Consider the following 22,407-nt stretch of genomic DNA (forward strand, 5'->3'; position numbering starts at 1 on the left):
ATAAATTGTCAATATGACCCCCAAGTCATAAAGTCGCCGTATGACCTAAGCATCATAATTCTCGACAGCATTGGTAGCTGCATCACTGTCTCCGCCATTCCTCTCACGCCTGCAGCCCCGCCGCCCGCACCTGCTCGGGCGTCACCAGTTTTGACGCGATCAAATACTCGATCTGCCGGTTTGTGATGTGGCGGCATAGAGGATGGCGCTCGTGGATCCACTCGGCGAGGCTGGCGCGCCCTTTAGCTTCGGCCTCTCGCGCCTTCTCGCGGTCGGCCTGGATCTGGGCCAGTCCCTTCTCCCACCGGCGCATCCTGAACCAGTTGTCCGAAAAACAGACCTTGCTGCGCGTGTAGCCCTCGCTTTCCTTGGCATAGGCTTGGACCGCATGCCTCAGATCATCGGGCTTCACTCCGGCCTTCACAGCTGCTGCGATCAGGCGCAGACTGGTCCGCCGGTCTCGGATCCTGTCTTCGGGATAGGCCGCTAAGATCTTCTCAGATTCAAGATCTTCAACCTCCTCCGCCGCCTCGCGCTTGCGCGTAGGTGGTTTATGGATGGTTTTTGGATGGTTTGGGGTCCACCGTGAACCCCGTACCCCGTTCACCGTGGACCCCGTACCGGGTTCAGACTGGACGGGGTTCACGGTGACCCCCGTCTCAATGTCGGGCTCAGCCGTGGGTTCGAGCGCGGCCACGCGCTCCAGAACGATGCGGTAGATGACGGTGTAGCCGTTCTTGCATTGTCGCCGCCCGGTCTCGATCAAGATGCCTTCGCGTAGGAAGTCGATGATGGTGCGCTTGACCGTGCTCTCACTAAGCTCTGTGTGACGCTGGATGGTCCCCTTCGAGCACCAGATGCCTGAGCCGTCATCGCTCGCCTTATCGGCCAGGAACATGATGATCTGCTTGCGTGCAGCGCTGCCAAAGCGGCGCTCGGCGCATTCGTTTGCGATGCGCCAACTCATTGAATCACCTCATCGGTCAGAGGCCAGGAGAAAGCCGACTGAGCATTTGCGATACGGCACTGACCCATGCTAATGTGCAGTGAAAGCTGACAGGCTTTTTCTATTTGGCCCCGGTTCACAGTTGCCGCTGTGACGGGGCCTTTTTCATTTTGAACCGGCGAAATTGGCTTTGAAACTTTCGCTTTTTGTTCACTTTTTGTCAGGGTGTGTTTTGCACCCTTAAGCCATTGTTTTCGCTTACGCTCTTTCTGGATTGCAAATCCGTGTACACCGGTTCGATTCCGGTACTCGCCTCCATTTAAAAACAATCACTTAGCCGAATTCTTGTAGCTATACGTGAATTTCAAACACGGATATTTGAAATTATAGCGCCGAGCCGCCCCTGCCGCTCTAACTCGCAACGAAAGCGCATGTGTGAAAAATCGAGGCTATTGCCTTCTCTTGACGGGCAAACAAAGGACCAACACACAGACTTCTTAAGCAATATCTCAGCATCCCTGCCGTTGATCGAGAAACAAACGAATGTCCGGTGCAGGACAAACCTGCCATCAGGGAAGCTCCATTGGCCCGACATTTGATTCAAAGCAACGCACGGCGCTGCCTGTCGTGATAGAGTTGTAAGCTCCACAACGTTATCCCTTTCATTTTTTGGGATTTTTAGAAGGACGCCAAAATGCATATCGAAGTCAGTACAGATAACAGCATCAAGGGGAGTGAAGCCATCACGGCCCAAATTACGGGATTGGTACAGAACGACCTGGCCTACCTTGCAGAACATATAACCAGAATCGAGGTCCATCTCAGTGATGCCAACGCCGACAAGTCCGGCCCAGATGATATAAAATGTGTTCTGGAAGCACGGCTCAAAGGCCAGCAGCCTATGGCCGTCACGGATTCGGCCTCGAGTTTAGAACAGGCAACGAGGGGCGCAGCCGGCAAGATGAAAAGCGCACTAGAAAGCACTCTCGGGAAACTAACGGACCGTCGCTAACATATTCGGCATCAATCTTTCATTTCACCGATCGATCTACACCCTCGGGCAATAAGGCATCTGACAATGATGGAGTTAGATTATGACAGACGAAGACAAGCTTTGGGCACTTGAAGAGCGGTTTTGGACGGAAGGCGCTGACAATGCGCGGAAGATGACGACAAAGGGCGCCGTATTTGTTCTCCCTTATCCGCCGGGAATACTTCAAGGCGACACTGTGTGGCGCGAGAGCTTAGTCGCGCAGAGGTGGCGGTCCGTCGTATTTTCGGAGCGCTACTATAAACAAGAAAAGAATGTTACCGTTTTGGCCTACCGTGTCTCAGCAGAACGCGGGGACACACCGATCTACGAAGCCCTTTGCACTTCCACCTACCTGCGGGATGAAGGCAAATGGCTTCGAGTTTTGCACCAACAAAGCCCCATAGCATAACTGTTCCACGGCCGCTGTACAGGCTTGCTGTGCGACTGTGGCGTTCCGAACGGTCAACGTCCGATTAGGGCACAGGACGAAGCCGCTGCCGCGGCAATGGCGCTTGTTGCGAGTGTTGCACGATGCTTCAGGGACCGCGCGTTTTGTGATCTGGCTGACTTGTTTGACGATTGAGGTTTCTCAATCGACAGACAGGAGGATTTCATGGTCAGCGAGAGAACCACACCGCTGCGGGAGCGGATGATCGAAGACATGCGTATTCGGGGCCTGGGGAACAAATCCCAGCAGGCGCACATCCGGGCGATCAAGGATTTTGCCGGTTTTCTGGGGCGCTCGCCCGACACGGCGACGCCGGAGGAGCTTCGCGGGTATCAGCTTCACATGACTTACACCGAGGTCACGCCCTCAGTCTACAACAGGCGCATCACCGCTCTGCGTTTCTTTTTCTCGATGACCTGCGGGCGGGATGAGATGAAGCGGTACATGCAGTTTCGCACAGAACCGCGCAAACTACCTGCGGTGCTCAGAGTCGAGGAAGTTTCTGATCTTCTGGCGGTCGGCCCCGATCCGGGGCTCAAGTACCGCGCGGCGCTCAGCATTTCCTATGGCGCGGGGCTTCGGACCTCCGAGGTCTGCAATCTCACCACCTGCGATATCGAAAGTGATCAGATGCTGATCCATGTTGTGCAAGGCAAGGGGCGGAAGGATCGCAAGGTGATGCTGTCGCCCGGATTGCTCGACCTTTTGTGCGACTATTGGTGCGAGGCATGCCCCGATCGGGGCACGGGCCGAAGACTTGCTGACGGTTGAGCACTTCCACGTGGTCTTCACTCTCCCATAGCCGACGTCCCTGTCGGTCGTGGAGGCATGCCCTCGTTTTCAGCGGCATGGATTGACGCCATGTCACGTGCACCTAGACGCGCCGGGTTCCGGTCCAGGACATCCCTGTCAGACTGGGGCGTTCGGTGCCCGGAGTAGAGATGTCTCAGATGCGCCTGGGAGACCCCGTCGGCCTCCATAACGAGGCGCACCATCGGATCAGCCAGCATTTCCTCAAGGAAGAAGTCGGTCAACGCCCTGCCTGTCAGCTTGTCCCTGGCGCGGGCATAGTCCAGATCGGCAAGGGAAACAGTCAGAGTCCGTGCAAGTCCCGGATGAGATATCCGGGGATGAAGCTTCACAAGGACGGAGGCTTTCCATGCTGCGGGATCCCGTTGATCAGGGGGTGAAACCAATTCCGTTTCGATCTCGTACTCTCCCGCAGGAAGCGTCTCGTCAAAGCCCGGAACGGTGAACGGGCGGGAAAAAACTGCAACGGTCTTGCTCGTCAATTCTTCCATTAGTATGGTCCTCCCCCTTGTTGCTGTGGGTGGTCCGCGCGCGCGTTAAGAATGGGGCGCGTGGCTGGTGCATATCTCAAGATGTCTTGGATTTCGCTGGCGCTTCCTTGCCAACGGCCTTGGACTCGTTCTCTTTGGCAGGGGTCTTCGCAGGCTTCGGCTTCATTGCGGCCGCAGCCCTGGCGGTCAGGTCCTTGAAGGACATATCATCGATCCTTTGATTGGCCGGCGCCAACTCCTCGTCCATGATGGACCGGGATGCTTGGCGTCGGTACTACCTATATGGGGGCTGGCGGCCCAATTTACGATGGCGCGCCGCCAAGAAGACAACGATCACACCAAGTCGTCGGTCCAAACCTTGAACTCCGTCAGCGTGTTCTGACCGAATGTCTGGGTCAGAGGGACATCGGCGGCATCGCGGCCACGCGCGATCAGAATTCTCGCAAACTTAGGCTTGTTGTTCCGCGGGTCGAACATGTGCCATTCACCCGCGAGAAAGACCTCCATCCACGCCGCAAAGTCCCCGGGCGGATGTGGCAGAGGTTCACCGATGTCGCTCAGATATCCGGTGCAATAGCGTGCCGGAATATTCATGCAGCGGCACAATGCGATAGCGAGGTGAGCAAAATCACGGCAGACGCCCTGTCGCTCGGCCATTGACTGCGATGCGGTGCGCGTCGCTTTCGCCTGCATGTAGTCGAAGCGGACATGCCCATGCACGAAATCGCAGATCGCCTGAACGCGGGACCATCCCGGGTCCGTGGTCTCGAAAAGACGCCACGCCTCCTCCGAAAGAAGATCGGTATCGCAATACCGGCTGCCTCGAAGAAACACGAGGGTCTCGAAAGGCAGATCCTGGACCGCGTGCTGCTGCGCGCCAGGGGACGCGGGGTCGGGTCGGCCATAGTCGCGGAAGATGCCATCCGTTGACAGCGCGAAGTCGCCCGCCGGAGCCAGGAGGCGCGTACACCAGTTGCCGAAGCCGTCGCGGTAGCTTTCGAGCGGCACGCTTGGCGACGTCACGAGGTAATCGGCACGCTCCAGATCGCCAAAGCGCGAGTAGTGGACGTTCAGCATCGCAATCAGCGGCGTCGGCTGCGGGAGGCTGTATCGCAGACGACACCCGATGCTGACCCGCATGCCAGACACACGGCCGCGCCTGGGCATGTCATGATTATCTTGCAAGGAAGAGCGTCCCGAGGCATCGGGCCGGTGCCATCCTGCGCAAGGACGGGGAAGGCCAGGGACGCTATCACTCCAGCCAAGATGGCCAGCCTCGAGATCAACCTTGCCAGCGGGTGTCTCATCGCCGCTTGCTCCTTGGCGGACCAGAGTCCGCCGGTTGGCGCGCGAGCCTTCGATAGCCCAAGCGTGAGCGTTCCAGTCAGCCGTCACTTGGGCACAGGCGGCGGCGGGGAGCCTCTGGAATTCGATCTGGATGGCATTCCTTCGTTCTCGGCCACCTGGATCGCGAAGTCCGGCGGAACTGTCCGATGAGTACGACCGGTCACCGGGGCGACAACTTGTGCAGGGCCGCAGCGGCAAGAGCATGTTCCTTCTGGTGGTAGTCGCCGCGGAACTTGCCATCAACCTTAAACTCCCAGATGCCGTTCCTTTCGCGCACCTGAACTCCACCGCGGTGCGGTGGCCAGTTCATGGAAGACCCCTTTTCTCCTCTGCCTTTCGCCGACACGGGTTTCTTGTCGGTCAATTTCGACTCCTTCGCGATGGGCGCGCGCTCCTCTCCGAGAAGCATCACGGCGCGAATGAATTCTTCCGCGTAGTCGTCGGTTTCGCGGTGGTCATGTTCGTGCTGGGTCAATCTCATCGGTTCTACGAACCGTTCTCGCAGGTGGTCGACGAAACGCGGCTCGGTACGGGCCATGTAGGCGATCAGGGCCTGCAGGATCCGTTCATGGGCCAGCACGCGCCGTTCAAGATCGGTCGTTTCTGCGGCCGTCCTGGTTAGATTTTTCACTGATGTCATAGCGTATTGTCCTCCTCGCTGCGCGGTGCGACGCTGGATGTCGTGTCCTTGAGTGTGGGCAGGCAGGCCCTCGCCTCATCGCGATCCAGATCTTGCCATCCACCTTACAGCCAGGCGGACATCGGGTGCTGACGCAGGTTAGGGGCACGGAATTTAAGTGGGTGTGTCTTGCTCAGAAGCGGAAAGAAACCGACCTCGGTGGTCCAGGTGTCATTGACGTGCTTCCCGATTGATACCCTCTAATCATGTTTGAAACCTTCCAACATGAACCTATCGGCCTGCTTCGACCTCCGTCTGTGTCACGATTGGCGTCGCGGGGTCTTGCACTGGTCGGGCCCTGCCGATTGCCGCCACGCCATCGTCGCTTGGGACGCTGCCCGGATCGCGGATTGGGTTTGCCTCGCCCTGCATGCCGCGCAGGAACTGGAACAGATCGCTGTCCGTCGTCAGGACAAGCGTCGTGTCGTCCGAGATCATGTCGCCGTAGGCCTGCATGGTTCGGGTGAAATCGTAGAATTCGACCGAAACGGCATCGACATTGTAGGCGCCCGCATAGATTGCTGCTGCGGCGGCATCGGCGGCACCGCGGATTTCCTCGACGGCGCGATAGGCTTCGGACTGGATCTTGTTCAAATCCCGCACCCTGTTGCCTTGAATACGGGCCGCTTCACCGTTGCCTTCGGACAGGAATCTTTCGGCGATCTGCCGGCGCTCCGAGATCATGCGGTCATAGATCTTGGGTCGCACGCTCTCATTGTAGTTTATGCGCTTGAAACGAATGTCGAGAAGCTCAATCCCGAAGACGCGCACCTTCTCCGCCGCCGCCTCGAAGATCTGCTGCTCGACCAGCGCCCGCCCCTTCGTGATGGGAACCAGTGCGCCAATGTCCTGCGCAAGCTCCTGATCAGTCAGAAGCGTGTCCCGAAGCGGCGTCCGGCCCCTGGTCGTGCGCACAATCTCGATGAGTTCGTGCTTGGCGACGGCGTTCCGCGTCTCGCTACCGAGGATATCATCGAGGCGCGACTGGGCGCTGCGCTCGTCGCGCAGGCGCAGAAAGTACTGCAGAGGATCGGTGATCTTCCAGCGCGCGAAGAGATCGACCGAGATATAGAGCTTGTCTTTGGTGGGCATGTCCGATGGCGAGCCGTCCCACTCCAGAACCCGGCTGTCGATCCGGTTAACCTCCTGAACGAAGGGGATTTTCAACTTGAGACCAGCCTCGGTGATCGGCGCGCCGACCGGCTTGCCGAACTGGGTGATGATGGCCTGTTCGACCTCGCCGACCGTGTAGACGGCGGATGACACAGCGACGACCCCGGCAACCGCGATTCCCGAGGCAATAAGCGAAAGGGTCTTCATGGTTGATCTCCTGTCTGTCGATCCAGATTCAAAAGCGGGAGGATGCTTGCTGTGGACCCGTCGACAATGATCTTGGAACCAATTCCCGGCAGAACATCCTGAAGGGTTTCGATGTAGATCCGGCGCCGGGTAACTTCGGGCGCCAGACGGTATTCCGTCAGGAGGGCCGTGAATCGGGCCGCATCGCCCTCGGCTTCATTGATCCTTCTCAGGCGATAACCATCGGCTTCGCGGATGCGCTGGTCCTTTTCGCCTTCGGCCAGAGGTATGACGCGGTTGTATTCGCGGCGGGCCTCGTTGATGATCCGCTCCTTCTCTTGTTGTGCCTGGTTGACCTCGTTGAACGAGGCCTGAACCGGCTGGGGCGGATTGATGTTCTTCAGCTGTACCTGATCGATGCTGATGCCCATCGCGTATTTGGTCGCGAGCGCCTGCATCTTCATCAGGGCTTCGCTTTCGATTTCCTGGCGCCCGACGGTGATCACCTCGTCGACTGTGCGGTCTCCCACAACTTCGCGCATGACGGACTCCGAGACGTAACGCAGGGTCGCGCTTGGCTCGCGCACTTCAAACAAGAACTTCCGGGGTTCGGAAATCCGGTACTGCACCACCCACTCCACGAGCGCGGCGTTGAGATCGCCAGTCACCATCTCGGTCTCGCGGCGACCGTCCGTCGGGCTCTGATAGGGATCGGAGGCACCCGGAGTCGTGAACCCGAACTCTTGTTTCAGCTGGCGCTTGACCGGGACCAACGTGGTCACGTCGATCCCGAACGGGATCTTGAAGTGCAGCCCCGGAGGGACCTCGGCCGCGTACTTCCCGAACCGTTGGACAATCGCAACGGAGTCGCTCGGCACCGTGTAATATGAGGACCACGCCCCAAATGCCGCAAGCGCAATGGCGGCCCCGATTGCAAGACGCTTCACCGGTGGCAGACCGTCCGGCAGGATGCCGTGCAGCCGATCCCGGCCCCGCCTGAGAATTGCGTCAACCTCAGGGGGAACGCGGGTCTGCTTGTTTTTCCAAGGTCCGCGATCTTCCGGTCCATTGTTATCAGAAGGCATCGCAAGCTCCTATTTCGGTTTTGGCACTCGGGGCGATGCGTGGCTCGCGCGTTTGACGGTGCGAACCGTTTTGCGCCATCACATCGTCGGCTCTGAACAGCATGACCTCAGAGGTCCAGTTCCTTCAGGCAGGCTTGCGCAATGTCTCGGTCTGGGGCATCGGTTCCTGGCATCGTCGCCCAGCCGGCTGTCATGAGAGCGTCGCGCCGCTGGTAGGTTGAGGCTGCCCGGATCGTTGCAAGCTTGTCCACCCGCGCCGGATCTGACCGCGCCATATCGAGGCAAACCGGGACCATTGACGCGACAACGTTGTCGCGGGACATCGCCATCGCCCTGTCGTTCGAGGTGCCGCCGGTCACCCAGCCACCCCAGGAAAATCCGACGATGCCGACAAAGGCGGCGCCGATTAGCGCGCCATAGACGCCGGGTTTGAGCCATTCGGGAGTGTTCATTTCAAGTCCTCCTGCGGAGAAAGCGCCGCTTCGCTGTGATTGTTCGTTTCGGACGTGTCCGCGTCCCGGCCCAGCGCCTCCTTAAGGTCGCTCTCGGTCGTCAATCGGAGCTCACTTCGCCCCGCGTGAGCACCCTTGCCGCGCACCGTCATATAAGTCGCCGTCCGTCGATAGGCCTCGAAGCTCAACCCCTGGAGAAGCTCCTCTTCGACGAGAACCTCATAGTCGCCCGCGGGCAAATCGCCCGGGTATCCCGGCAAGGTGAACGGGTTTGAAAACGTCACCATCGATCTGGTCGACCGCATGTTCATCTCTGGTCTCCGCGATGTTGGCAGATCCGTCGCTCACCACTGTTGACGGCCCCTTGGAGTCCGGGACGGACCAGTCGAACGATTTAGTATCTTGTACCTCGGGATCGTCCGACAGGTGCTGACGCATGTTAGTCCCGGGCACCGAACCGGCTGCGACCCCGTCCTTTGGGCAGTCGCCCACACTGACCTGTGTAAGGGCGGCGAGACCGACCTGCGTGTATCCTTTGGGAAACAGGGGCGATCTGCGTTCCTGCAACCCTTGAAAGGATTGGCGATGGCCGACCTCAATGTTCTCAACCCGCACCCGCCCGAGTTTGATCGGTTTCTCCATGCTACCGTCGGCGAGGACCGGAACGGCTATGCCGTGACTGTGCTCTCCACGCTCGCGCGGCTTGGCCTCGATCCATGGAACGAAACCGCTGAACTGGTCACGCTGGGGCGCGACGGCGCGCGCGCGCGGTTGGGAACGCTGCTTGCCCGGTTTCAGGATGTTCCCTCGCTCGCAAGCGATCATGGCAGGGTCGCACGAGACTTGAGCCAGCTGCTTCCTGAAGGCCGGACGTCAGGTGCCCTGCAGCGCACTGCCTCGACGGTGGCCGATGGCCGCCCGGGAACAAGCGGAGCGATCTGGGCGGTGCTCGCGATCATCTTTGTGCTGTTTCAGATGTTCATGGTTGGCGGGTCGGGGTCAGGCGAATGACCGTATCAACCGCGACCGCGAGGAGACCGGACCATGCAGCGTACAAGTCCGGTACGCTTTCTCCACACGAACAGGGCAAACTCTGGGACATGGAGGAACAGTTCTGGACCAGCGGCGCCGACAGTGCGCAGGCGACCACAGCAACCAACGCCGTTATGGTCTTCCCCTATCCGCCCGGCATCCTCCAGGGCGACCAGATCTGGCCCCATCTTCGCGAAAGGACCGGCTGGCGTTCCGTCGTCATGGCCGAACGGCGCGTGACGCGATGCGGTGACATCGCGATCCTCACTTACCGGGTCTCGGCTGAAAAAACCGACGTGCCGATCTACAAAGCGCTTTGCGCCTCAACGTACCTCAACGATGAGGACACCTGGCTGAGGATTTCCCACCAGCAAACTGTGGTGATTTAAGAACCGCAGAGGCAATCGACCTGCCGCGGGCGCCGGGACTAACCTGCGTCAGTGCGGCGAGGCCCTGGCACGGTTAGATGAGACGTGCCCGCCGAATATTTGGTGGCGCATCTTTTTCCGAGTACCCGAGAAGCGTGTGGGCGTGCCGATCCCCAAAGGGTCGGCATGTCGGCGCGCTTCTTATTCTCGGAACGTCCAGGAAAGGACAATTCCAATGACTCCCGAACAGAACAAGACTGCCGAGAAGATGACCTCCGTGAAAGCCGCGTGGGACGAGGCGCCCGCTGGTCCGAAGAAGGACGCGGCGCTGAAGCACTACGAGGCAGCCGAGAAGGCGAACACGGCGAAGAACGACGCCGAGACCAACAAGGAACTCGATGCGGCGAGCGATAAGCTCTCGTGACATCCGACACCTGATGCAAACCTTGGCCGCCCCTCGCCTTGCGGAGGGCGGCCCTCTCATTTCAGGAGCGGGCCGCTCTGATCCAGATACGCCGGATCGAACTCGGCAAGTTCCACCAGCCCCTCATAGTCGTGAAACGTCACGCGGCCGTCCCGAAAGGTCACCAGTCCGTTCTCGCGAAGCTGCCGCAGGACGCGATTCACATGAATGGCACTAAGCCCCAAGGCATCTGCCAGGTGATACTGGGTCAGCGGGCAATCATACCCATCCTCAGTCCCCATGCCCACCAGCGCAAGCCGCGATCCCAGCTCCAGCAGAAAATGCGCCATGCGGGCGTCAGCATCACGTCTGCCGATCCCGACGAGATGTTCCACCACCATCGCCTCATCCCTTGACGCCGCCCAGAGTATGGCGGTCGCCAAGCGAGGGGTCTGCGCAAACGCATTAAGAAGGTCGCTCTTCAACACTTCAGCGGCCTCAATTTCCACGATAGGTTCGAAACTGTGATCCGAGGTGCGCAACAGCAAGCTGCGCAAGCCAAGGAAATCTCCGGGCACCTGAAAATCGACAATCTGGCGTGTCCCGTCAGGCTGGAGCTTGTAGGAACAGACCCAACCTGCGGATAGAATATAGGCGGCCTGAGTCGACTGGCCCTGATGCACCATATCACGCCCCGCAACGAAGGAGCGGCGACGTTGGTGCAGGCGCTCGAGCACATCCAACTCCGCCTTTGACAAAGCGACAAAGGCCGAAAGCTTGCGGGTGAGCGGGCTGGTCGCGAATGGTGTCATAGCTTCTCCCTGAAAGGTCCGTCAGCCGCGTGGAAATCGTTTCTTCAACTGCTCTCGATCAGTCCAGCATAGCTCATTTCGTGCGAGAAGTACGGATAGGTCCGGCGCGAATTCAGCCTAGATCGCGAAACAAGAAGGGAATTCCGAAGATGTCTACGGCGAACGAGCATTCAGGACAGGCCGCCCTTTCAATCTGCGAAGCACTTCTGCTTGCAATGAACGATGGCGGACTGCTGCCGGAGCATGAGATCGTGGGGGTTCTTCGCGACGCCGCGGCGACCCATGAGAATGCCGTTGGCACCGAACTCGAAATAGAAAGCCACCGGGCCGTCGCCGAATTGATCAACGCGATCATCGCTGGCGGAAACTCGGTTCGACGCTCGTGAAGCAATACTGCGGCGGTCTTGATCCGCAATCTCGAAGAATAGCCCCACTAGGTTGTCGCCGCCTTGCGCGCATCCAAGCCGGGCATTCGAACAACGTACTTACGCCCGACAATCCTCGACAAGGAGCACGTCGATGTCATTCATTCCCCTCCACGACCGGGTTCTTGTTCGTCGCATTGAAGGCGATGAGACGACCAAGGGAGGTCTCATCATTCCCGATACCGCCAAGGAGAAACCACAAGAAGGCGAGGTCGTCTCCGTTGGTGCCGGCGGAAGACGCGAGGACGGCGAGCGCATCCCGATGGACGTCGAAGCCGGAGACAAGATCCTGTTTGGAAAATGGTCCGGCTCAGAGATCAAACTCGATGGCGAAGACCTTATGATCATGAAGAAGCGCGACATTCTCGGCATGATCGCATGAGTCCATAATCCCTCATTGCACCCTCAGTCCAAGGAACCCAAGAAATGTCCGCTAAAGAAGTTCGGTTTAGTACCGACGCCCGCGACCGCATGCTGAAAGGCATCAACACTCTGGCCAACGCCGTGAAGATCACCCTTGGACCCAAGGGCCGGAACGTCATTCTCGATGAATCCTGGGGTGCGCCACGCATCACCAAGGATGGTGTGACCGTTGCCAAGGAAATCGAGCTGTCGGATCATTTCGAGAATATGGGAGCGCAGATGGTCAAGGAAGTCGCGCAGCGCACCAATGACGAGGCTGGCGACGGTACCTCGACCGCCACCGTGTTGGCCCATGCGATTGTCCGGGAGGCCATGAAGTCGGTCGCGGCCGGCATGAACCCGATGGATCTCAAGCGCGGGATCGACAAGGCCGTTGCCGCGGTTGTCGCCGAGATCAAGACAATGTCCCGACCGGTCGGCGACAGCGACGAGATCGCGAAGGTCGGCTCCATTTCGGCAAACGGAGAGGTCGCGATCGGCCGCCAGATCGCCGATGCGATGGCCAAGGTCGGAAATGAAGGCGTGATCACCGTCGAGGAGAACAAGGGACTGGAGACCGAGACTAAAGTGGTCGAGGGCATGCAGTTCGACCGCGGCTATTGTCTGACGTCAGCGCCTATGGGTCCAAATAGCGGTATTTGATAAGAGAGTGTTCTTGGCTCATCGTAACCACTGAGGAGTGGACGATGAGAAAGACAAGTAAGAGCCCCGGCGAGAAGATCGTCAAAGACATCAAGTGGGCAACACGCAAACAGTATTCTGCTGAAGAGAACGATCCGGATCTTCTCTTCTGTCAGTTCTTCGATGTTCGCGACATATCCGATCATGGTGCCTCTCCGCTCATTTCATCGCCAGGCTGGACGACATGACTCTGTGTGCCGCAGGTAAATCTTGGCCGCACTGATCGGCGTTAGCAGCATGATGCATTTCACTTCGCTGCTGTGCGGTGCGGTCGGCCAGAATCCGCCTTTGGTTGAAAGCTCTCAGCACGGGGTTCATGAATCGCGCCGCTTCGTTTCATGGCCCGATGACGCGTGCACTCACTGCGGCATACCACCGCCAAAAGCGGGCTTGGGATCAGATTTGGTGAACGTAGGTGCCGGGTGCCTGCACGATCGGGACGAGGCCCTTGTCTGGCGCACCGATGGAGGGTGCCGCCGCGACACCACTGCTTTTCTCTTCCAGCCAGCTCGTCCACGCGGACCACCAAGAACCCGGTTGGGGCGTATTGTGCGCAACCCAGGCTTCGGGGCCGACATAAAGCGCCCCGGCAGCACGACGCGAGATCCGATGGTGACCGCGCCCGAGCCTCGGCTCGTTGATGATACCGCTGTTGTGGCCGCCGCTTGTCAGGACAAAGGTCATATCGCTGTCAGTAAACAATTGGGTTTTGTAGACGGACTTCCACGGCGCGATGTGGTCGGTTTCTGTGCCCACGGCGAATATCGGGGCCGAGATATCCTTGAGCGCAATAACTCGTCCCTTGACGGCAAACCGGCCTGCCGTCAGCCGGTTTTCAAGGAACAGGCCGCGCAGATACTCTGAATGCATTCGGGCTGGCATCCGGGTCGTGTCCGAAACCCAGACTCCCATGTCGGTCGGCAGGTCCTCTTTCCCAAGGTAATAGCGCCGCACGGCACGGGAATAGATAAGGTCTTCCGACCTGATAGCAGAAAAGGCGCGCGCCATTTGGGGCCGGTCAAGATAGCCTTTCTCCCACATCATGTCCTCGAGGAATGCGATCTGGCTTTCATCCAGAAACAACAGCAACTCGCCCGCCTCGGCAAAGTCGACCTGTGCTGCCATGAGCGAGATCGACGCAAGCCGTTCGTCGTTTTCACGCGCCATTGTGGCCGCCGCGATCGCGAGGATTGTGCCACCCAAGCAATAGCCGACCGCATGAACCTTGCGCTCCGGCACGATGGCATTCACCGCATCAAGAGCCGCCATCACGCCGCGTTCGCGGTAGTCCTCCAGCGACAGGTCTGCCTGATCGGCGGTCGGGTTGCACCACGACATCATGAAGACGGTAAACCCCTGATTCACAAGGTGTTTGACCATTGAATTGTGCGGCGAAAGGTCAAGAATATAGTACTTCATGATCCAGGCCGGAACGATCAGGATCGGCTCGGCCTGCACCTTGTCGGTCTGTGGCGCATACTGGATCAACTCGAAAAGATCGTTGCGGAACACCACCTCGCCGGGTGTACAGGCCAGATCCTTGCCGATCTCAAAGCCCTCTGGAGCGGGGTCATGGACCTGAGCAACGGTGCTTACAAAATCATGCAGGAAGTTGCGCGCACCCCCCGCCAAATTCTTGCCGCTGCTCTTGCGCGTTTCCTCGATGATCTCGGGATTGAGGGCGGGAAAATTGGACGGCGACACCAGGTCCAGCATCTGGCGCGCCATGAAGCGGGTCCTGTCTGCATCCTCGGGGCGCAATCCGCGCAAATGGTCGGTTGCATAATCCCACCAGTCCTGCACCGCGAGAAACCCCTGCTGCATGTTTCTGAACGGCGGCTTTTCCCATCCGGGGTGCCGGAAACGATGATCGTAGGCCTTTGGCACAAAGGCCGGTTCCGCGTCGCTGTTTGGCAAAAGCGACTGGCCCAACAGCTTTGTCATGTTTTTCTGCGCACGCTCGGCCAGTTCAAACTGGCGGCCTGGCGCCCGCGCAAGGTGCAAGGCCCAATCGCTCCAGGCTTCGATGAACGCATGGGGCGACACGCCTGCCGACATATACGCGACCGCCGCACGGGACGCGCGATCCAGGTTTTCGTGCGGATGCGCCGCGCTCGGCCCGGCATTGGGCTGCGACGCCGGGACGATCTTGGCGGGAAGCTGGACCTGCTGCGCGTCTTTCGCAGGTGTCTTGGGCTGCGCCGTGCGCTTGGTCATCTGAACCTATCCTATGCTGATGTGCCTTTTTGCTGAATGCCGGTCTCGGGGTCGCTGTGATCGCGCTAGCACAAACCGCATCAGGGCATGTGCCCTGTGTGGCAGAAACCTGTGGCGATCGCATTGATCCAGATCAGCGTCCAGCTTTGCTAAGCTTTCTATGCTTCTTCCAAGTTTTCCCCGCAGGCAGTGCTTTCTGACTGGCTGCCGCCGCCAGACGAACAATGAGGCCCTGTTTGACATCCACACGCGTAGATCAACCATGGAACAACGGCTCTATCCGTGCCGGGACGGGCGCGGATGTGGGTGACCCTGATCTGCCCGGTGGGATGCGGCCTCATATCCCGAACGACCCTGACGCCCCGCTTGGTGGCGTCGTACATGCCGTCCGGGGGGCGGTGGTGGATGTCGTCTTTGCCGGGTCCGACCTGCCGCCGATCAATTCTGCGCTGTTGGTGAAATGGGATCGCCCGACCGTCCTCACTCTCGAAGTCCACAGCCACCTCGATCAGAAAACCGTCCGTGCGGTGGCGTTCCAATCTACTGCGGGGCTTGCCCGAGGCGTGCCGGTGCAGGCCAGCGGCGCGCCGGTGACTGTGCCTGTGGGCGAAGCCGTTCTCGGCAGGCTTCTGGATGTGGTGGGCAGTCCGCAGGACGACGGGCCTGCCTTGCCTGAGGATACACCACGTCGCTCGATCCATGCCCTGCCGCCGCTTCTGAAATCCCAGACTGGCGCCACCGACGTATTTGAGACAGGGATCAAGGTGATCGACCTGCTGACGCCGATGGCGCAGGGCGGCAAGGCCGCGATGTTCGGCGGCGCCGGGGTCGGCAAGACCGTTCTGGTGATGGAACTGATCCGCGCCATGGTCGAGAAATATGAAGGTATCTCCGTCTTCGCGGGCGTTGGTGAGAGATCTCGCGAGGGGCATGAGCTGCTGACCGAAATGCAGGACTCGGGCGTGCTGGAGCGCACCGTGCTGGTCTACGGCCAAATGAACGAGCCACCCGGAGCGCGCTGGCGGGCTCCGCTGACAGCCTTGACGATTTCGGAATACTTCCGCGACCAGAAGCACAAGAACGTCCTTCTTCTGATGGATAACGTGTTCCGCTTCGTCCAGGCCGGGGCCGAGGTATCGAGCTTGCTGGGCCGCCTGCCCTCGCGCGTGGGCTACCAGCCAACACTCGCCACGGAAGTGGCGGGGCTGCAAGAACGGATAGCGTCAGTGGCGGGCTCCGCCGTGACCGCCATTCAGGCGGTCTATGTGCCAGCCGACGATTTTACCGACCCCGCCGTGACCACGATTTCCGGCCACATGGATTGTGTCATCATGCTGTCGCGCGCTCAGGCCTCCGAGGGGTTTTATCCGGCGATTGATCCGCTGGGCTCGTCATCGATGCTGCTCGATCCGCTGGTTGTCGGTGACGGGCATTACCAGACCGCCGAGGCGGTCCGGCAGGCGCTAGCAAGGTTCCGCGAGTTAACTGACATCATTTCGCTGCTTGGAGTCGAGGAACTGGGCACCGCCGACCGCCTGATCGTCAAACGCGCACGCCGGTTGCAACGGTTCCTGACCCAGCCCTTCATGGTGACCGAGGCCTTTACCGGCACACCGGGCGCCAGCGTGCCCCTCACCGAGACCCTCTCGGGGTGCCGCGCCATTCTGGACGGCGAAGCCGACGAGTGGTCCGAAAGCTCGCTCTACATGATCGGAACTCTGGAGGACGCAAGAAAGAAAGAGGCCGCCGCAAATGCCTTGGAAGCCACCGACGCCGAGGCCGCTGCATGAGATTGCGGATCGTGACCCCCCTATCCGTCGTTGTGGACGAGGAGGCCGAAAGCTTGCGGGCCGAGGACGCCAGTGGCAGCTTCGGCATTCGGCCCGGCCACGCCCCATTCCTGACCGCGCTCACGGTTTCCATCCTCAGTTGGAAGACCGCCGGTCTCGAACGGTTCTGCGCATTGCGCGGCGGGGTGCTGACCGTGACTGGCGGTAGCAGTGTCGCGATCGCCACCCGCGAGGCCGTGGCGGGCGACGATCTGGCCACGCTGGATGCGGAGGTTTTGACCCGGTTTCAGACCGACGCCGACGAAGAACGGGTCGAACATGTCGAGACGATGCGACTGCAAATGAACGCCATCCGCCAGATGATCAGCGGGTTGCGCCGGGGCGCAGACACGGGAAAGTTCCGGTGACCGAAGACCAATCTGAGCCCCCAGAAACCGATCCTCTGGTCGAGGAAATCCGCAAGCATCGCAGCCGGCGCGAGCAGTGGTTGCGCGAAGGTGACATGTCCGTCGGTCGACGTTTGGCGCAGATCGGCGTGCTGGGCTGGATTTTCGTGGTGCCGACTCTGGCGGGCCTGTTCTTCGGACGCTGGCTCGATACGCGATTTGAGACGGGCATTTTCTGGAGCGCCCCGATGATGCTGCTCGGGCTTTGCATAGGCGGCTGGACCGCTTGGAAATGGATGAACGCACGATGACCGATCCCTCCACTCTCCCGCTAATCGTCCTTCTTCCCGTCTGCTTTCTGGGTGGGCTATTCATCGGATATGGCTATTTCCGCGCACTCCGCGAGACCGCGAACCTGATCGTCGGTGGTGGCCAACCGCTCAGGGCGGTCGTCCTGACCCTCGCGCGCATCACGCTTCTGGCCACCGGGTTCTTCATCGCCGTGCTGGCAGGCGGCCTTGCCCTTTTGGCGACCCTTGCGGGCGTTCTTTGCGCTCGGTGGATCATGCTGCGCAACCTGCGGGGAACCCAACCATGAACTCTCCGCTCGAATCCACCGTCCTGTTCCAGCTCGGACCGGTTGCGATCACGCAGGCCATCGTCACAACCTGGGCGATCATGGCCATCCTTGTGATCGGCGCCTTTGCCATGACGCGCCGGTTAGGTCTGCGACCCTCGCGGCGGCAGGCCGCGCTTGAGCTGATGGTCGCCACGCTCGACACCCAGATCACCGAGACAACGGGCGCCGCGCCCACACCCTATCGCGGGTTCATCGGCACGCTCTTTCTGTTCATCCTCGTGGCGAACTGGTCCTCGCTTGTCCCGGGCGTCGACCCTCCGACCGCACAGCTTGAAACCGACGCCGCCCTCGCCGTTCTGGTGTTCCTGTCCGTGATCTGGTTCGGCATACGCGCGGGCGGCGTTGGCGGCTGGCTGAAAACTTTCGCCGCGCCCAATCCGGTGATGATCCCGCTGAACATCCTGCAAAGCCTGACGCGGGTCTTTTCCATGTTCGTCCGACTGTTCGGCAACGTGATGAGCGGCGTATTCGTCATTGGCATCGTCGCCTCGCTGGCGGGCCTGCTGGTACCGATCCCATTGATGGCGCTCGATCTGCTGACCGGGCTGGTGCAGGCCTACATCTTTGCGGTGCTGGCGATGGTGTTCATTACCTCTGCGGTCGAAGACGGCGCGCGGACCCCACCGAATACCGACCTTGCCCCTTCCCCAACGAAAAAGGAGTCATGATGGACTATCTCAGCTTGGCCAGTATCTTCTGCGCCGCCTTTGCAGTGGCCTTCGGCGCTATCGGACCCGCACTTGCCGAAGGGCGCGCCGTTGCCGCGGCGATGGATGCCATTGCCCGACAGCCCGATGCCGCAAACACGATTTCGCGCACGCTGTTCGTCGGGCTTGCGATGATCGAGACGACGGCAATCTATTGTCTGGTGATTGCGCTCCTGCTGCTCTTCGCCAACCCGCTACTGGCATGAGCGCATGACCCTCGATTGGTGGGGACTGGGTCTTCAGGCCATCAACGTCCTGATCCTCGTCTGGCTGCTCAGCCGCGTGTTCTGGCGGCCGATAGCCGGGGCCATCACCCGGCGGCAGGAAGCGGCGCATGTCATGCTGGAGGAAGGCAAGACAGCTCAAGCGAAGGCCGATGCCGCGCTGGCAGAGGTCGCTGAGACCCGCGCAGGAATCACGGCGGAACGCGATGCCATACTTGTCGAGGCCAAGGCGGCGGCGGACAAAGTCGCGAAAGCCGCGCTGAAGGATGCTCAAACCAAGGCGGACGCCATGATCGCTGCCGCGCGCACCGCCATTGACCGCGACAGAAACACAGCGCGGAAAGAGAACGCAACGAGGGCCGCCGAATTGTCGGTCGAAATTGCAGCCCGGCTTCTGGGCCGGTTCAACACGCCTGCGGTTCAGGCGACGTTTCTTGCGCAACTTGTCGAGGCGATCGCGGACATGTCCGCATCCGACCGCGCGGCGCTGATAGCCTCGGCAGACGACATCGAGATCATCACCGCGACAAACCCGGAGGACGCGGAAAGGGCCAAGATCGAACAAGCGGTAAAGGATGCGTTGGACGGCACGCCCAGCGTTCGTCTTGTCACCGATCCCGACCTGATCGCCGGACTGGAACTCCGCAGTGGGCATTTCGTGCTTCACAACAGCTGGCGGGCCGATCTGGAGAATATCCTGAAGGAGGTCGAGAATGCCGCCTGACGCGCCAGACTGGTTCACCTCGGCGCAAGGCGCAGTGCGTCGCGCAGCACTGGGTCCGAGACCCGAACACAGAGGCCGTGTCGAAGAGATCGGGGACGGTGTGGCGATGATCTCGGGCTTGCGCGACGTGCGATTGGACGAGGTTCTGCGGTTTGAGGGCGGTCAATTCGGGTTCGCACGGGTTCTGGACCCCGATCTGATTGGCTGCGTGTTCATCGACGCGGCGACCAAGGTCGAGGCGGGCGACGCCGTCTTCGGCACTGGCGAAGTGGTAAGCGTGCCTGTCGGAGAGGCGCTGCTCGGGCGCATCGTCGACCCGCTCGGCCGCCCGCTGGACGGAAAGGGGGCAATTGAGGCCGAAGAGCGGTGGCCGATCGAGCGCCCGGCGCCGTCGATCATCGAACGAGATCTCGTGACCCAGCCGGTGCAAACCGGGATACTCGTGATGGACACACTGTTCGCGCTTGGCCGGGGCCAGCGCGAGTTGATCGTCGGCGACCATTCCACCGGAAAGACGACACTGGCCACCGACACGATGATCGCGCAGCGCGACAGCGACATGATCTGCGTCTATGTCGCGGTGGGGCAAAAGACATCCAGCGTACGCCGCGCCATCGACGCGCTGCAGGCGCATGGGAATTTCGCGCGCTGCATCGTGATTGTCGCGGGCTCCGCCTCGGCGCCGGGGCTGCAATGGATAGCACCCTATGCCGGCGTCACGATAGCGGAGTATTTCCGCGACCAGGGCGGTCACGCCCTCGTGGTGATCGACGATCTGTCCAAACACGCCGCCACCCACCGCGAGATCGCCCTACTGACCCGGCAATCTCCGGGGCGCGAGGCCTATCCGGGGGACGTGTTCTACATCCATGCCCGCCTACTGGAACGGGCGGCCAAACTGTCCAAGGCGCGTGGCGGCGGGTCTTTGACCGCCTTGCCGATTGCGGAAACTGATGCCGGGAACCTGTCGGCCTATATCCCGACCAACCTGATCTCGATCACCGACGGGCAGATCGTACTGGCTTCGAGCCTGTTTCATCAGGGGCAGAAACCTGCGGTGGATGTGGGGCTGAGCGTCAGCCGTGTTGGCGGCAAGACCCAGGCGCCCGTGCTGCGCAAGGCGGCCGGCACGCTGCGGCTCGACTATGCGCAGTTTCTGGAGCTCGAGGTCTTCACCCGGTTCGGAGGCATGCCCGAAGGTCGGGTCCGCGACCAGCTCAGACGCGGGAAAAGGATCCGCGCAATCCTGCGTCAGCCGCAGAACGCGCCGCTTCGCCTGGCAGATGAGGTGGCGCTCCTGCTCGCTGTGCAGTCGGGACTGCTTGACCCCCTGTCACTCGATGCTGTTGCCACCTTTCGGGATGAACTGCCGGATATCCTTGACCGGGACGCCGCCGATGTCTTGCGCGTCCTTTCCGAGACGGGGGAACTGAATGAGACGGCGCGGGCGGCCCTGATCGCCGCGATGACCCGCCTTGCGACGCAGCTTGGCGATACGGAGCCAGCGACATGACCGAACGACTGGCCGATGTCAGCGCCCGGATCGACGGCATTCGCCAGTTGGGGGCCGTGGTGAACGCCATGAAGGGCATCGCCGCGGCGCGCGCCAGCACCGCCCGCGCAGAGATCAAGGCCGTCGACAGCTATGCCGCGACAATTGCCGCCGCCATATCCGATGCACTTGGCCCCGCGAGTCCCGCATCATCGGCCAATACCTCCGAAAGCCAAGCCGACGGCAGCATCGGTCTTTTGGTATTCTGCGCCGAACAGGGCTTCGCAGGAACCTTCAGCGAACGCGTTCTGGACAGAATCGAAGACGACCTGTCGACCACCAGCCTGTTCCTGATCGGCACCCGTGGTCAGTCGATCGCCGCCGCGCGTGGGCTCGATCCGGTCTGGTCCGCTCCGATGTCCTCGCACACGCCCGGCATCCCGAAACTGGCCGATCAGATTACCAAGGCGATCTACCGCGCCCTGGGCGAGGGTCGTTTTGAGCGTATAGATATGATCCATGCCGGATGGGCATCCGGGCGACCTCAAGTCCTCCGGCAGGTTCTGTTGCCAATCGATCTTTCGGCCCTGCCGCCGCCTGGAACGACACGTCCGCTGACTCAGCTTCCAACGGACGCCCTGATCAATAGTCTCAGCGGTGACTATCTCCATGCCCTGGTGTGCAAGGCGGCGCTTCATGCCTTTGCCGCAGAGAACGAGGCAAGAATGGAGGCCATGTCTGCCGCGGGCAGCCAGATTACGCGCGAGCTGGGCGAATTCGAGGCGACCCTGCGTCAGGTACGACAGGAAGCGATCACAGCCGAAATCATCGAACTGGGGACCGGCACGGCGTCCGCCCGCGACGCAAGATGAGCGCTACGGGGCGATCGTAGCCTCCTATTGATCTGGGTCAGCACAAGGTGGCGCGGTTTGGGTCATGTTGGTCGTTAACCAAGGTGTGGCACCCGCCCGCTTTCGTTCGACCGGCGTCATGACATCGGCCAATTCGGCTCATGCAAACGACGTCAGCAAGGATCCCGCAATGGCAAACGCTCCGACGCAACTTGGACAAGACCCGCAATTCGAGCCGTTTCTGCACGCGCCCTTGGGTGAAGATCGACGCGGAAGCAGCGTCACCGTTCTATCGATGCTCGCCCGGCTCGGCGTTGATCCCTGGAGCGAAGCCTCGGAGCTTTCCAGGTTGCCCGCAGCGGCGGCACGGCAAAGGTTGGAGGCGCTGATGACACGTTTCCATGACGTACCGACCCCTGTTCCGGATCGGAGCAGGATTGTCTCGGGCCTTCTTGCCCTGCTGCCGAGGCGGGCGACGACCGCAATTTCACCCCAGGACGGCACTTCGGCCAAGCTTGCACTGCCACCGCAGGGATCCCCATTCTACTGGATCATTGCGGCAGCCCTGTTCGTTGGCTGGATCGCCATGCTGGCCCAAGGCCAGTGAGATGAACGCCTGCGCGAAACAACCGTCACCCAGCA

The 22,407-nt window shown here is 60.6% G+C and carries 31 protein-coding genes and 2 pseudogenes; 21 read left to right on the forward strand and 12 right to left on the reverse strand.

The genetic code is table 11. The annotated features are described in order from the left end of the window. Positions 1–103: 103 nt before the first annotated feature. Positions 104–967 carry a hypothetical protein gene (locus AC2FJF_RS05890; protein WP_496723767.1) on the reverse strand — a complete coding sequence of 288 codons (864 nt, stop codon included), beginning with the start codon at positions 965–967 and terminating at the stop codon, positions 104–106. Next, positions 964–1,275, reverse strand: a complete 312-nt coding sequence (locus AC2FJF_RS05895) for a hypothetical protein (RefSeq protein WP_496723769.1) — start codon at positions 1,273–1,275, stop codon at positions 964–966. The genes AC2FJF_RS05890 and AC2FJF_RS05895 overlap by 4 nt, the downstream gene beginning before the upstream one ends. Before the next feature lie 365 nt (positions 1,276–1,640). Here AC2FJF_RS05895 and AC2FJF_RS05900 point away from each other — a divergent pair, with 365 nt between their 5' ends. The 3 genes and pseudogenes from AC2FJF_RS05900 to AC2FJF_RS05910 all read left to right on the forward strand — a co-directional run. Further along, positions 1,641–1,958, forward strand: a complete 318-nt coding sequence (locus AC2FJF_RS05900; RefSeq protein ID WP_157707881.1) for an HPF/RaiA family ribosome-associated protein — start codon at positions 1,641–1,643, stop codon at positions 1,956–1,958. A gap of 82 nt (positions 1,959–2,040) precedes the next feature. Next, positions 2,041–2,388: a hypothetical protein gene (locus AC2FJF_RS05905; RefSeq protein WP_157707882.1), complete on the forward strand. Its 348-nt coding sequence runs from the start codon at positions 2,041–2,043 to the stop codon at positions 2,386–2,388. Between the two features lie 204 nt (positions 2,389–2,592). Next, positions 2,593–3,165 (forward strand): annotated as a pseudogene (locus AC2FJF_RS05910) (tyrosine-type recombinase/integrase); the annotation flags it as partial. 50 nt (positions 3,166–3,215) lie between these two features. On the opposite strand, the gene AC2FJF_RS05915 reads toward AC2FJF_RS05910, so the two are convergent. The 3 genes from AC2FJF_RS05915 to AC2FJF_RS05925 all read right to left on the reverse strand — a co-directional run bounded on the left by AC2FJF_RS05915 (position 3,216) and on the right by AC2FJF_RS05925 (position 4,868). Next, the gene (locus AC2FJF_RS05915) at positions 3,216–3,728 is read right to left on the reverse strand and encodes a hypothetical protein (protein ID WP_496723772.1); all 513 of its coding nucleotides are present in this window, start codon (positions 3,726–3,728) and stop codon (positions 3,216–3,218) included. A gap of 76 nt (positions 3,729–3,804) precedes the next feature. Further along, positions 3,805–3,975 carry a hypothetical protein gene (locus tag AC2FJF_RS05920; protein WP_496723774.1) on the reverse strand — a complete coding sequence of 57 codons (171 nt, stop codon included), beginning with the start codon at positions 3,973–3,975 and terminating at the stop codon, positions 3,805–3,807. 86 nt (positions 3,976–4,061) lie between these two features. After that, positions 4,062–4,868: a transglutaminase-like domain-containing protein gene (locus AC2FJF_RS05925; protein ID WP_496723776.1), complete on the reverse strand. Its 807-nt coding sequence runs from the start codon at positions 4,866–4,868 to the stop codon at positions 4,062–4,064. A 231-nt stretch (positions 4,869–5,099) separates the two neighbouring features. Between AC2FJF_RS05925 and AC2FJF_RS05930 the strand changes: the two genes are divergently transcribed. After that, entirely contained in the window at positions 5,100–5,225 is a 126-nt protein-coding gene (locus AC2FJF_RS05930) for a hypothetical protein (RefSeq protein ID WP_496723778.1), read from the forward strand. 10 nt (positions 5,226–5,235) lie between these two features. Here the strand turns inward: AC2FJF_RS05930 and AC2FJF_RS05935 are convergent, their stop codons facing one another. The 5 genes from AC2FJF_RS05935 to AC2FJF_RS05955 all read right to left on the reverse strand — a co-directional run bounded on the left by AC2FJF_RS05935 (position 5,236) and on the right by AC2FJF_RS05955 (position 8,901). Further along, positions 5,236–5,715 (reverse strand): hypothetical protein, encoded by a 480-nt coding sequence (locus AC2FJF_RS05935; RefSeq protein ID WP_496723780.1) that lies wholly within the window; start codon positions 5,713–5,715, stop codon positions 5,236–5,238. A 270-nt stretch (positions 5,716–5,985) separates the two neighbouring features. After that, positions 5,986–7,074, reverse strand: coding sequence for a protease modulator HflC (gene hflC / locus AC2FJF_RS05940; protein WP_496723782.1), 1,089 nt, complete (start codon positions 7,072–7,074; stop codon positions 5,986–5,988). Next, positions 7,071–8,138, reverse strand: a complete 1,068-nt coding sequence (gene hflK / locus AC2FJF_RS05945; RefSeq protein ID WP_496723784.1) for an FtsH protease activity modulator HflK — start codon at positions 8,136–8,138, stop codon at positions 7,071–7,073. The genes hflC and hflK overlap by 4 nt, the downstream gene beginning before the upstream one ends. A 107-nt stretch (positions 8,139–8,245) precedes the next feature. Beyond that, on the reverse strand, positions 8,246–8,590 hold the full coding sequence (locus AC2FJF_RS05950) for a hypothetical protein (protein ID WP_496723786.1): 345 nt from the start codon (positions 8,588–8,590) through the stop codon (positions 8,246–8,248). Beyond that, positions 8,587–8,901 carry a hypothetical protein gene (locus tag AC2FJF_RS05955; protein ID WP_496723788.1) on the reverse strand — a complete coding sequence of 105 codons (315 nt, stop codon included), beginning with the start codon at positions 8,899–8,901 and terminating at the stop codon, positions 8,587–8,589. The genes AC2FJF_RS05950 and AC2FJF_RS05955 overlap by 4 nt, the downstream gene beginning before the upstream one ends. 274 nt (positions 8,902–9,175) lie before the next feature. Between AC2FJF_RS05955 and AC2FJF_RS05960 the strand changes: the two genes are divergently transcribed. From AC2FJF_RS05960 to AC2FJF_RS05970, 3 genes are all read left to right on the forward strand, one after another. Then, positions 9,176–9,601, forward strand: coding sequence for a hypothetical protein (locus tag AC2FJF_RS05960; RefSeq protein ID WP_496723790.1), 426 nt, complete (start codon positions 9,176–9,178; stop codon positions 9,599–9,601). Further along, on the forward strand, positions 9,598–10,011 hold the full coding sequence (locus tag AC2FJF_RS05965; protein WP_496723792.1) for a hypothetical protein: 414 nt from the start codon (positions 9,598–9,600) through the stop codon (positions 10,009–10,011). The genes AC2FJF_RS05960 and AC2FJF_RS05965 overlap by 4 nt, the downstream gene beginning before the upstream one ends. 214 nt (positions 10,012–10,225) lie before the next feature. Further along, positions 10,226–10,414: a hypothetical protein gene (locus AC2FJF_RS05970; RefSeq protein WP_496723794.1), complete on the forward strand. Its 189-nt coding sequence runs from the start codon at positions 10,226–10,228 to the stop codon at positions 10,412–10,414. Positions 10,415–10,470: 56 nt separating this feature from the next. Here the strand turns inward: AC2FJF_RS05970 and AC2FJF_RS05975 are convergent, their stop codons facing one another. Beyond that, entirely contained in the window at positions 10,471–11,205 is a 735-nt protein-coding gene (locus AC2FJF_RS05975; protein WP_496723796.1) for a Crp/Fnr family transcriptional regulator, read from the reverse strand. Positions 11,206–11,354: 149 nt separating this feature from the next. On the opposite strand from AC2FJF_RS05975, the gene AC2FJF_RS05980 reads away from it, so the two are divergent. The 4 genes and pseudogenes from AC2FJF_RS05980 to AC2FJF_RS05995 all read left to right on the forward strand — a co-directional run bounded on the left by AC2FJF_RS05980 (position 11,355) and on the right by AC2FJF_RS05995 (position 12,922). Next, complete coding sequence (locus AC2FJF_RS05980) at positions 11,355–11,591, forward strand: hypothetical protein (RefSeq protein ID WP_496723797.1); 237 nt, start codon at positions 11,355–11,357, stop codon at positions 11,589–11,591. A 133-nt stretch (positions 11,592–11,724) separates the two neighbouring features. Continuing rightward, the gene (locus AC2FJF_RS05985) at positions 11,725–12,012 is read left to right on the forward strand and encodes a co-chaperone GroES (RefSeq protein ID WP_496723798.1); all 288 of its coding nucleotides are present in this window, start codon (positions 11,725–11,727) and stop codon (positions 12,010–12,012) included. Between the two features lie 44 nt (positions 12,013–12,056). Next, positions 12,057–12,653 (forward strand): annotated as a pseudogene (locus AC2FJF_RS05990) (TCP-1/cpn60 chaperonin family protein); the annotation flags it as partial. Between the two features lie 86 nt (positions 12,654–12,739). Next, positions 12,740–12,922 (forward strand): hypothetical protein, encoded by a 183-nt coding sequence (locus AC2FJF_RS05995; protein WP_496723800.1) that lies wholly within the window; start codon positions 12,740–12,742, stop codon positions 12,920–12,922. Positions 12,923–13,130: 208 nt separating this feature from the next. Here AC2FJF_RS05995 and AC2FJF_RS06000 read toward each other — a convergent pair whose 3' ends face one another. Next, complete coding sequence (locus AC2FJF_RS06000) at positions 13,131–14,951, reverse strand: PHA/PHB synthase family protein (RefSeq protein ID WP_496723802.1); 1,821 nt, start codon at positions 14,949–14,951, stop codon at positions 13,131–13,133. A gap of 329 nt (positions 14,952–15,280) precedes the next feature. Here AC2FJF_RS06000 and atpD point away from each other — a divergent pair, with 329 nt between their 5' ends. From atpD to AC2FJF_RS06050, 10 genes are all read left to right on the forward strand, one after another. Then, positions 15,281–16,741, forward strand: coding sequence for a F0F1 ATP synthase subunit beta (atpD, locus tag AC2FJF_RS06005; protein ID WP_496723879.1), 1,461 nt, complete (start codon positions 15,281–15,283; stop codon positions 16,739–16,741). An 11-nt stretch (positions 16,742–16,752) separates the two neighbouring features. After that, positions 16,753–17,148 carry a F0F1 ATP synthase subunit epsilon gene (locus AC2FJF_RS06010; RefSeq protein ID WP_496723804.1) on the forward strand — a complete coding sequence of 132 codons (396 nt, stop codon included), beginning with the start codon at positions 16,753–16,755 and terminating at the stop codon, positions 17,146–17,148. Beyond that, positions 17,145–17,438: an AtpZ/AtpI family protein gene (locus AC2FJF_RS06015; protein WP_496723806.1), complete on the forward strand. Its 294-nt coding sequence runs from the start codon at positions 17,145–17,147 to the stop codon at positions 17,436–17,438. Before AC2FJF_RS06010 ends, AC2FJF_RS06015 begins: the two co-directional genes overlap by 4 nt. Further along, complete coding sequence (locus AC2FJF_RS06020; protein ID WP_496723808.1) at positions 17,435–17,725, forward strand: N-ATPase subunit AtpR; 291 nt, start codon at positions 17,435–17,437, stop codon at positions 17,723–17,725. The genes AC2FJF_RS06015 and AC2FJF_RS06020 overlap by 4 nt, the downstream gene beginning before the upstream one ends. Continuing rightward, on the forward strand, positions 17,722–18,435 hold the full coding sequence (locus tag AC2FJF_RS06025) for a F0F1 ATP synthase subunit A (protein ID WP_496723810.1): 714 nt from the start codon (positions 17,722–17,724) through the stop codon (positions 18,433–18,435). Before AC2FJF_RS06020 ends, AC2FJF_RS06025 begins: the two co-directional genes overlap by 4 nt. Continuing rightward, positions 18,435–18,680, forward strand: a complete 246-nt coding sequence (locus tag AC2FJF_RS06030) for a F0F1 ATP synthase subunit C (protein WP_019953286.1) — start codon at positions 18,435–18,437, stop codon at positions 18,678–18,680. The genes AC2FJF_RS06025 and AC2FJF_RS06030 overlap by 1 nt, the downstream gene beginning before the upstream one ends. 4 nt (positions 18,681–18,684) lie before the next feature. Continuing rightward, the gene (locus AC2FJF_RS06035; protein WP_496723813.1) at positions 18,685–19,422 is read left to right on the forward strand and encodes a F0F1 ATP synthase subunit delta; all 738 of its coding nucleotides are present in this window, start codon (positions 18,685–18,687) and stop codon (positions 19,420–19,422) included. Then, positions 19,412–20,935: a F0F1 ATP synthase subunit alpha gene (locus tag AC2FJF_RS06040; RefSeq protein WP_496723815.1), complete on the forward strand. Its 1,524-nt coding sequence runs from the start codon at positions 19,412–19,414 to the stop codon at positions 20,933–20,935. Before AC2FJF_RS06035 ends, AC2FJF_RS06040 begins: the two co-directional genes overlap by 11 nt. Then, the gene (locus AC2FJF_RS06045; RefSeq protein ID WP_496723818.1) at positions 20,932–21,786 is read left to right on the forward strand and encodes a F0F1 ATP synthase subunit gamma; all 855 of its coding nucleotides are present in this window, start codon (positions 20,932–20,934) and stop codon (positions 21,784–21,786) included. Before AC2FJF_RS06040 ends, AC2FJF_RS06045 begins: the two co-directional genes overlap by 4 nt. A 64-nt stretch (positions 21,787–21,850) precedes the next feature. Then, positions 21,851–22,372 carry a hypothetical protein gene (locus tag AC2FJF_RS06050; protein WP_496723820.1) on the forward strand — a complete coding sequence of 174 codons (522 nt, stop codon included), beginning with the start codon at positions 21,851–21,853 and terminating at the stop codon, positions 22,370–22,372. Positions 22,373–22,407 lie beyond the last annotated feature (35 nt).

The sequence above is a fragment of the Ruegeria sp. CDSB013 genome (assembly GCF_059611165.1).

Coding starts and splice junctions, on each gene's coding strand:
- AC2FJF_RS05970 (WP_496723794.1), top strand. CDS start 10,226: ATGACTCCCGAACAGAACAAGACTGCCGAGAAGATGACCTCCGTGAAA.
- AC2FJF_RS05890 (WP_496723767.1), bottom strand. CDS start 967: ATGAGTTGGCGCATCGCAAACGAATGCGCCGAGCGCCGCTTTGGCAGC.
- AC2FJF_RS06050 (WP_496723820.1), top strand. CDS start 21,851: ATGTTGGTCGTTAACCAAGGTGTGGCACCCGCCCGCTTTCGTTCGACC.
- AC2FJF_RS05915 (WP_496723772.1), bottom strand. CDS start 3,728: ATGGAAGAATTGACGAGCAAGACCGTTGCAGTTTTTTCCCGCCCGTTC.
- AC2FJF_RS06020 (WP_496723808.1), top strand. CDS start 17,435: ATGACCGATCCCTCCACTCTCCCGCTAATCGTCCTTCTTCCCGTCTGC.
- AC2FJF_RS05920 (WP_496723774.1), bottom strand. CDS start 3,975: ATGGACGAGGAGTTGGCGCCGGCCAATCAAAGGATCGATGATATGTCC.
- AC2FJF_RS05950 (WP_496723786.1), bottom strand. CDS start 8,590: ATGAACACTCCCGAATGGCTCAAACCCGGCGTCTATGGCGCGCTAATC.
- hflK (WP_496723784.1), bottom strand. CDS start 8,138: ATGCCTTCTGATAACAATGGACCGGAAGATCGCGGACCTTGGAAAAAC.
- AC2FJF_RS05955 (WP_496723788.1), bottom strand. CDS start 8,901: ATGAACATGCGGTCGACCAGATCGATGGTGACGTTTTCAAACCCGTTC.
- AC2FJF_RS05960 (WP_496723790.1), top strand. CDS start 9,176: ATGGCCGACCTCAATGTTCTCAACCCGCACCCGCCCGAGTTTGATCGG.
- AC2FJF_RS06040 (WP_496723815.1), top strand. CDS start 19,412: ATGCCGCCTGACGCGCCAGACTGGTTCACCTCGGCGCAAGGCGCAGTG.
- hflC (WP_496723782.1), bottom strand. CDS start 7,074: ATGAAGACCCTTTCGCTTATTGCCTCGGGAATCGCGGTTGCCGGGGTC.
- atpD (WP_496723879.1), top strand. CDS start 15,281: ATGCGGCCTCATATCCCGAACGACCCTGACGCCCCGCTTGGTGGCGTC.
- AC2FJF_RS05975 (WP_496723796.1), bottom strand. CDS start 11,205: ATGACACCATTCGCGACCAGCCCGCTCACCCGCAAGCTTTCGGCCTTT.
- AC2FJF_RS06000 (WP_496723802.1), bottom strand. CDS start 14,951: ATGACCAAGCGCACGGCGCAGCCCAAGACACCTGCGAAAGACGCGCAG.
- AC2FJF_RS06025 (WP_496723810.1), top strand. CDS start 17,722: ATGAACTCTCCGCTCGAATCCACCGTCCTGTTCCAGCTCGGACCGGTT.
- AC2FJF_RS05925 (WP_496723776.1), bottom strand. CDS start 4,868: ATGCGGGTCAGCATCGGGTGTCGTCTGCGATACAGCCTCCCGCAGCCG.
- AC2FJF_RS06035 (WP_496723813.1), top strand. CDS start 18,685: ATGACCCTCGATTGGTGGGGACTGGGTCTTCAGGCCATCAACGTCCTG.
- AC2FJF_RS05965 (WP_496723792.1), top strand. CDS start 9,598: ATGACCGTATCAACCGCGACCGCGAGGAGACCGGACCATGCAGCGTAC.
- AC2FJF_RS05935 (WP_496723780.1), bottom strand. CDS start 5,715: ATGACATCAGTGAAAAATCTAACCAGGACGGCCGCAGAAACGACCGAT.
- AC2FJF_RS05985 (WP_496723798.1), top strand. CDS start 11,725: ATGTCATTCATTCCCCTCCACGACCGGGTTCTTGTTCGTCGCATTGAA.
- AC2FJF_RS05905 (WP_157707882.1), top strand. CDS start 2,041: ATGACAGACGAAGACAAGCTTTGGGCACTTGAAGAGCGGTTTTGGACG.
- AC2FJF_RS06045 (WP_496723818.1), top strand. CDS start 20,932: ATGACCGAACGACTGGCCGATGTCAGCGCCCGGATCGACGGCATTCGC.
- AC2FJF_RS05995 (WP_496723800.1), top strand. CDS start 12,740: ATGAGAAAGACAAGTAAGAGCCCCGGCGAGAAGATCGTCAAAGACATC.
- AC2FJF_RS05900 (WP_157707881.1), top strand. CDS start 1,641: ATGCATATCGAAGTCAGTACAGATAACAGCATCAAGGGGAGTGAAGCC.
- AC2FJF_RS05980 (WP_496723797.1), top strand. CDS start 11,355: ATGTCTACGGCGAACGAGCATTCAGGACAGGCCGCCCTTTCAATCTGC.
- AC2FJF_RS06030 (WP_019953286.1), top strand. CDS start 18,435: ATGGACTATCTCAGCTTGGCCAGTATCTTCTGCGCCGCCTTTGCAGTG.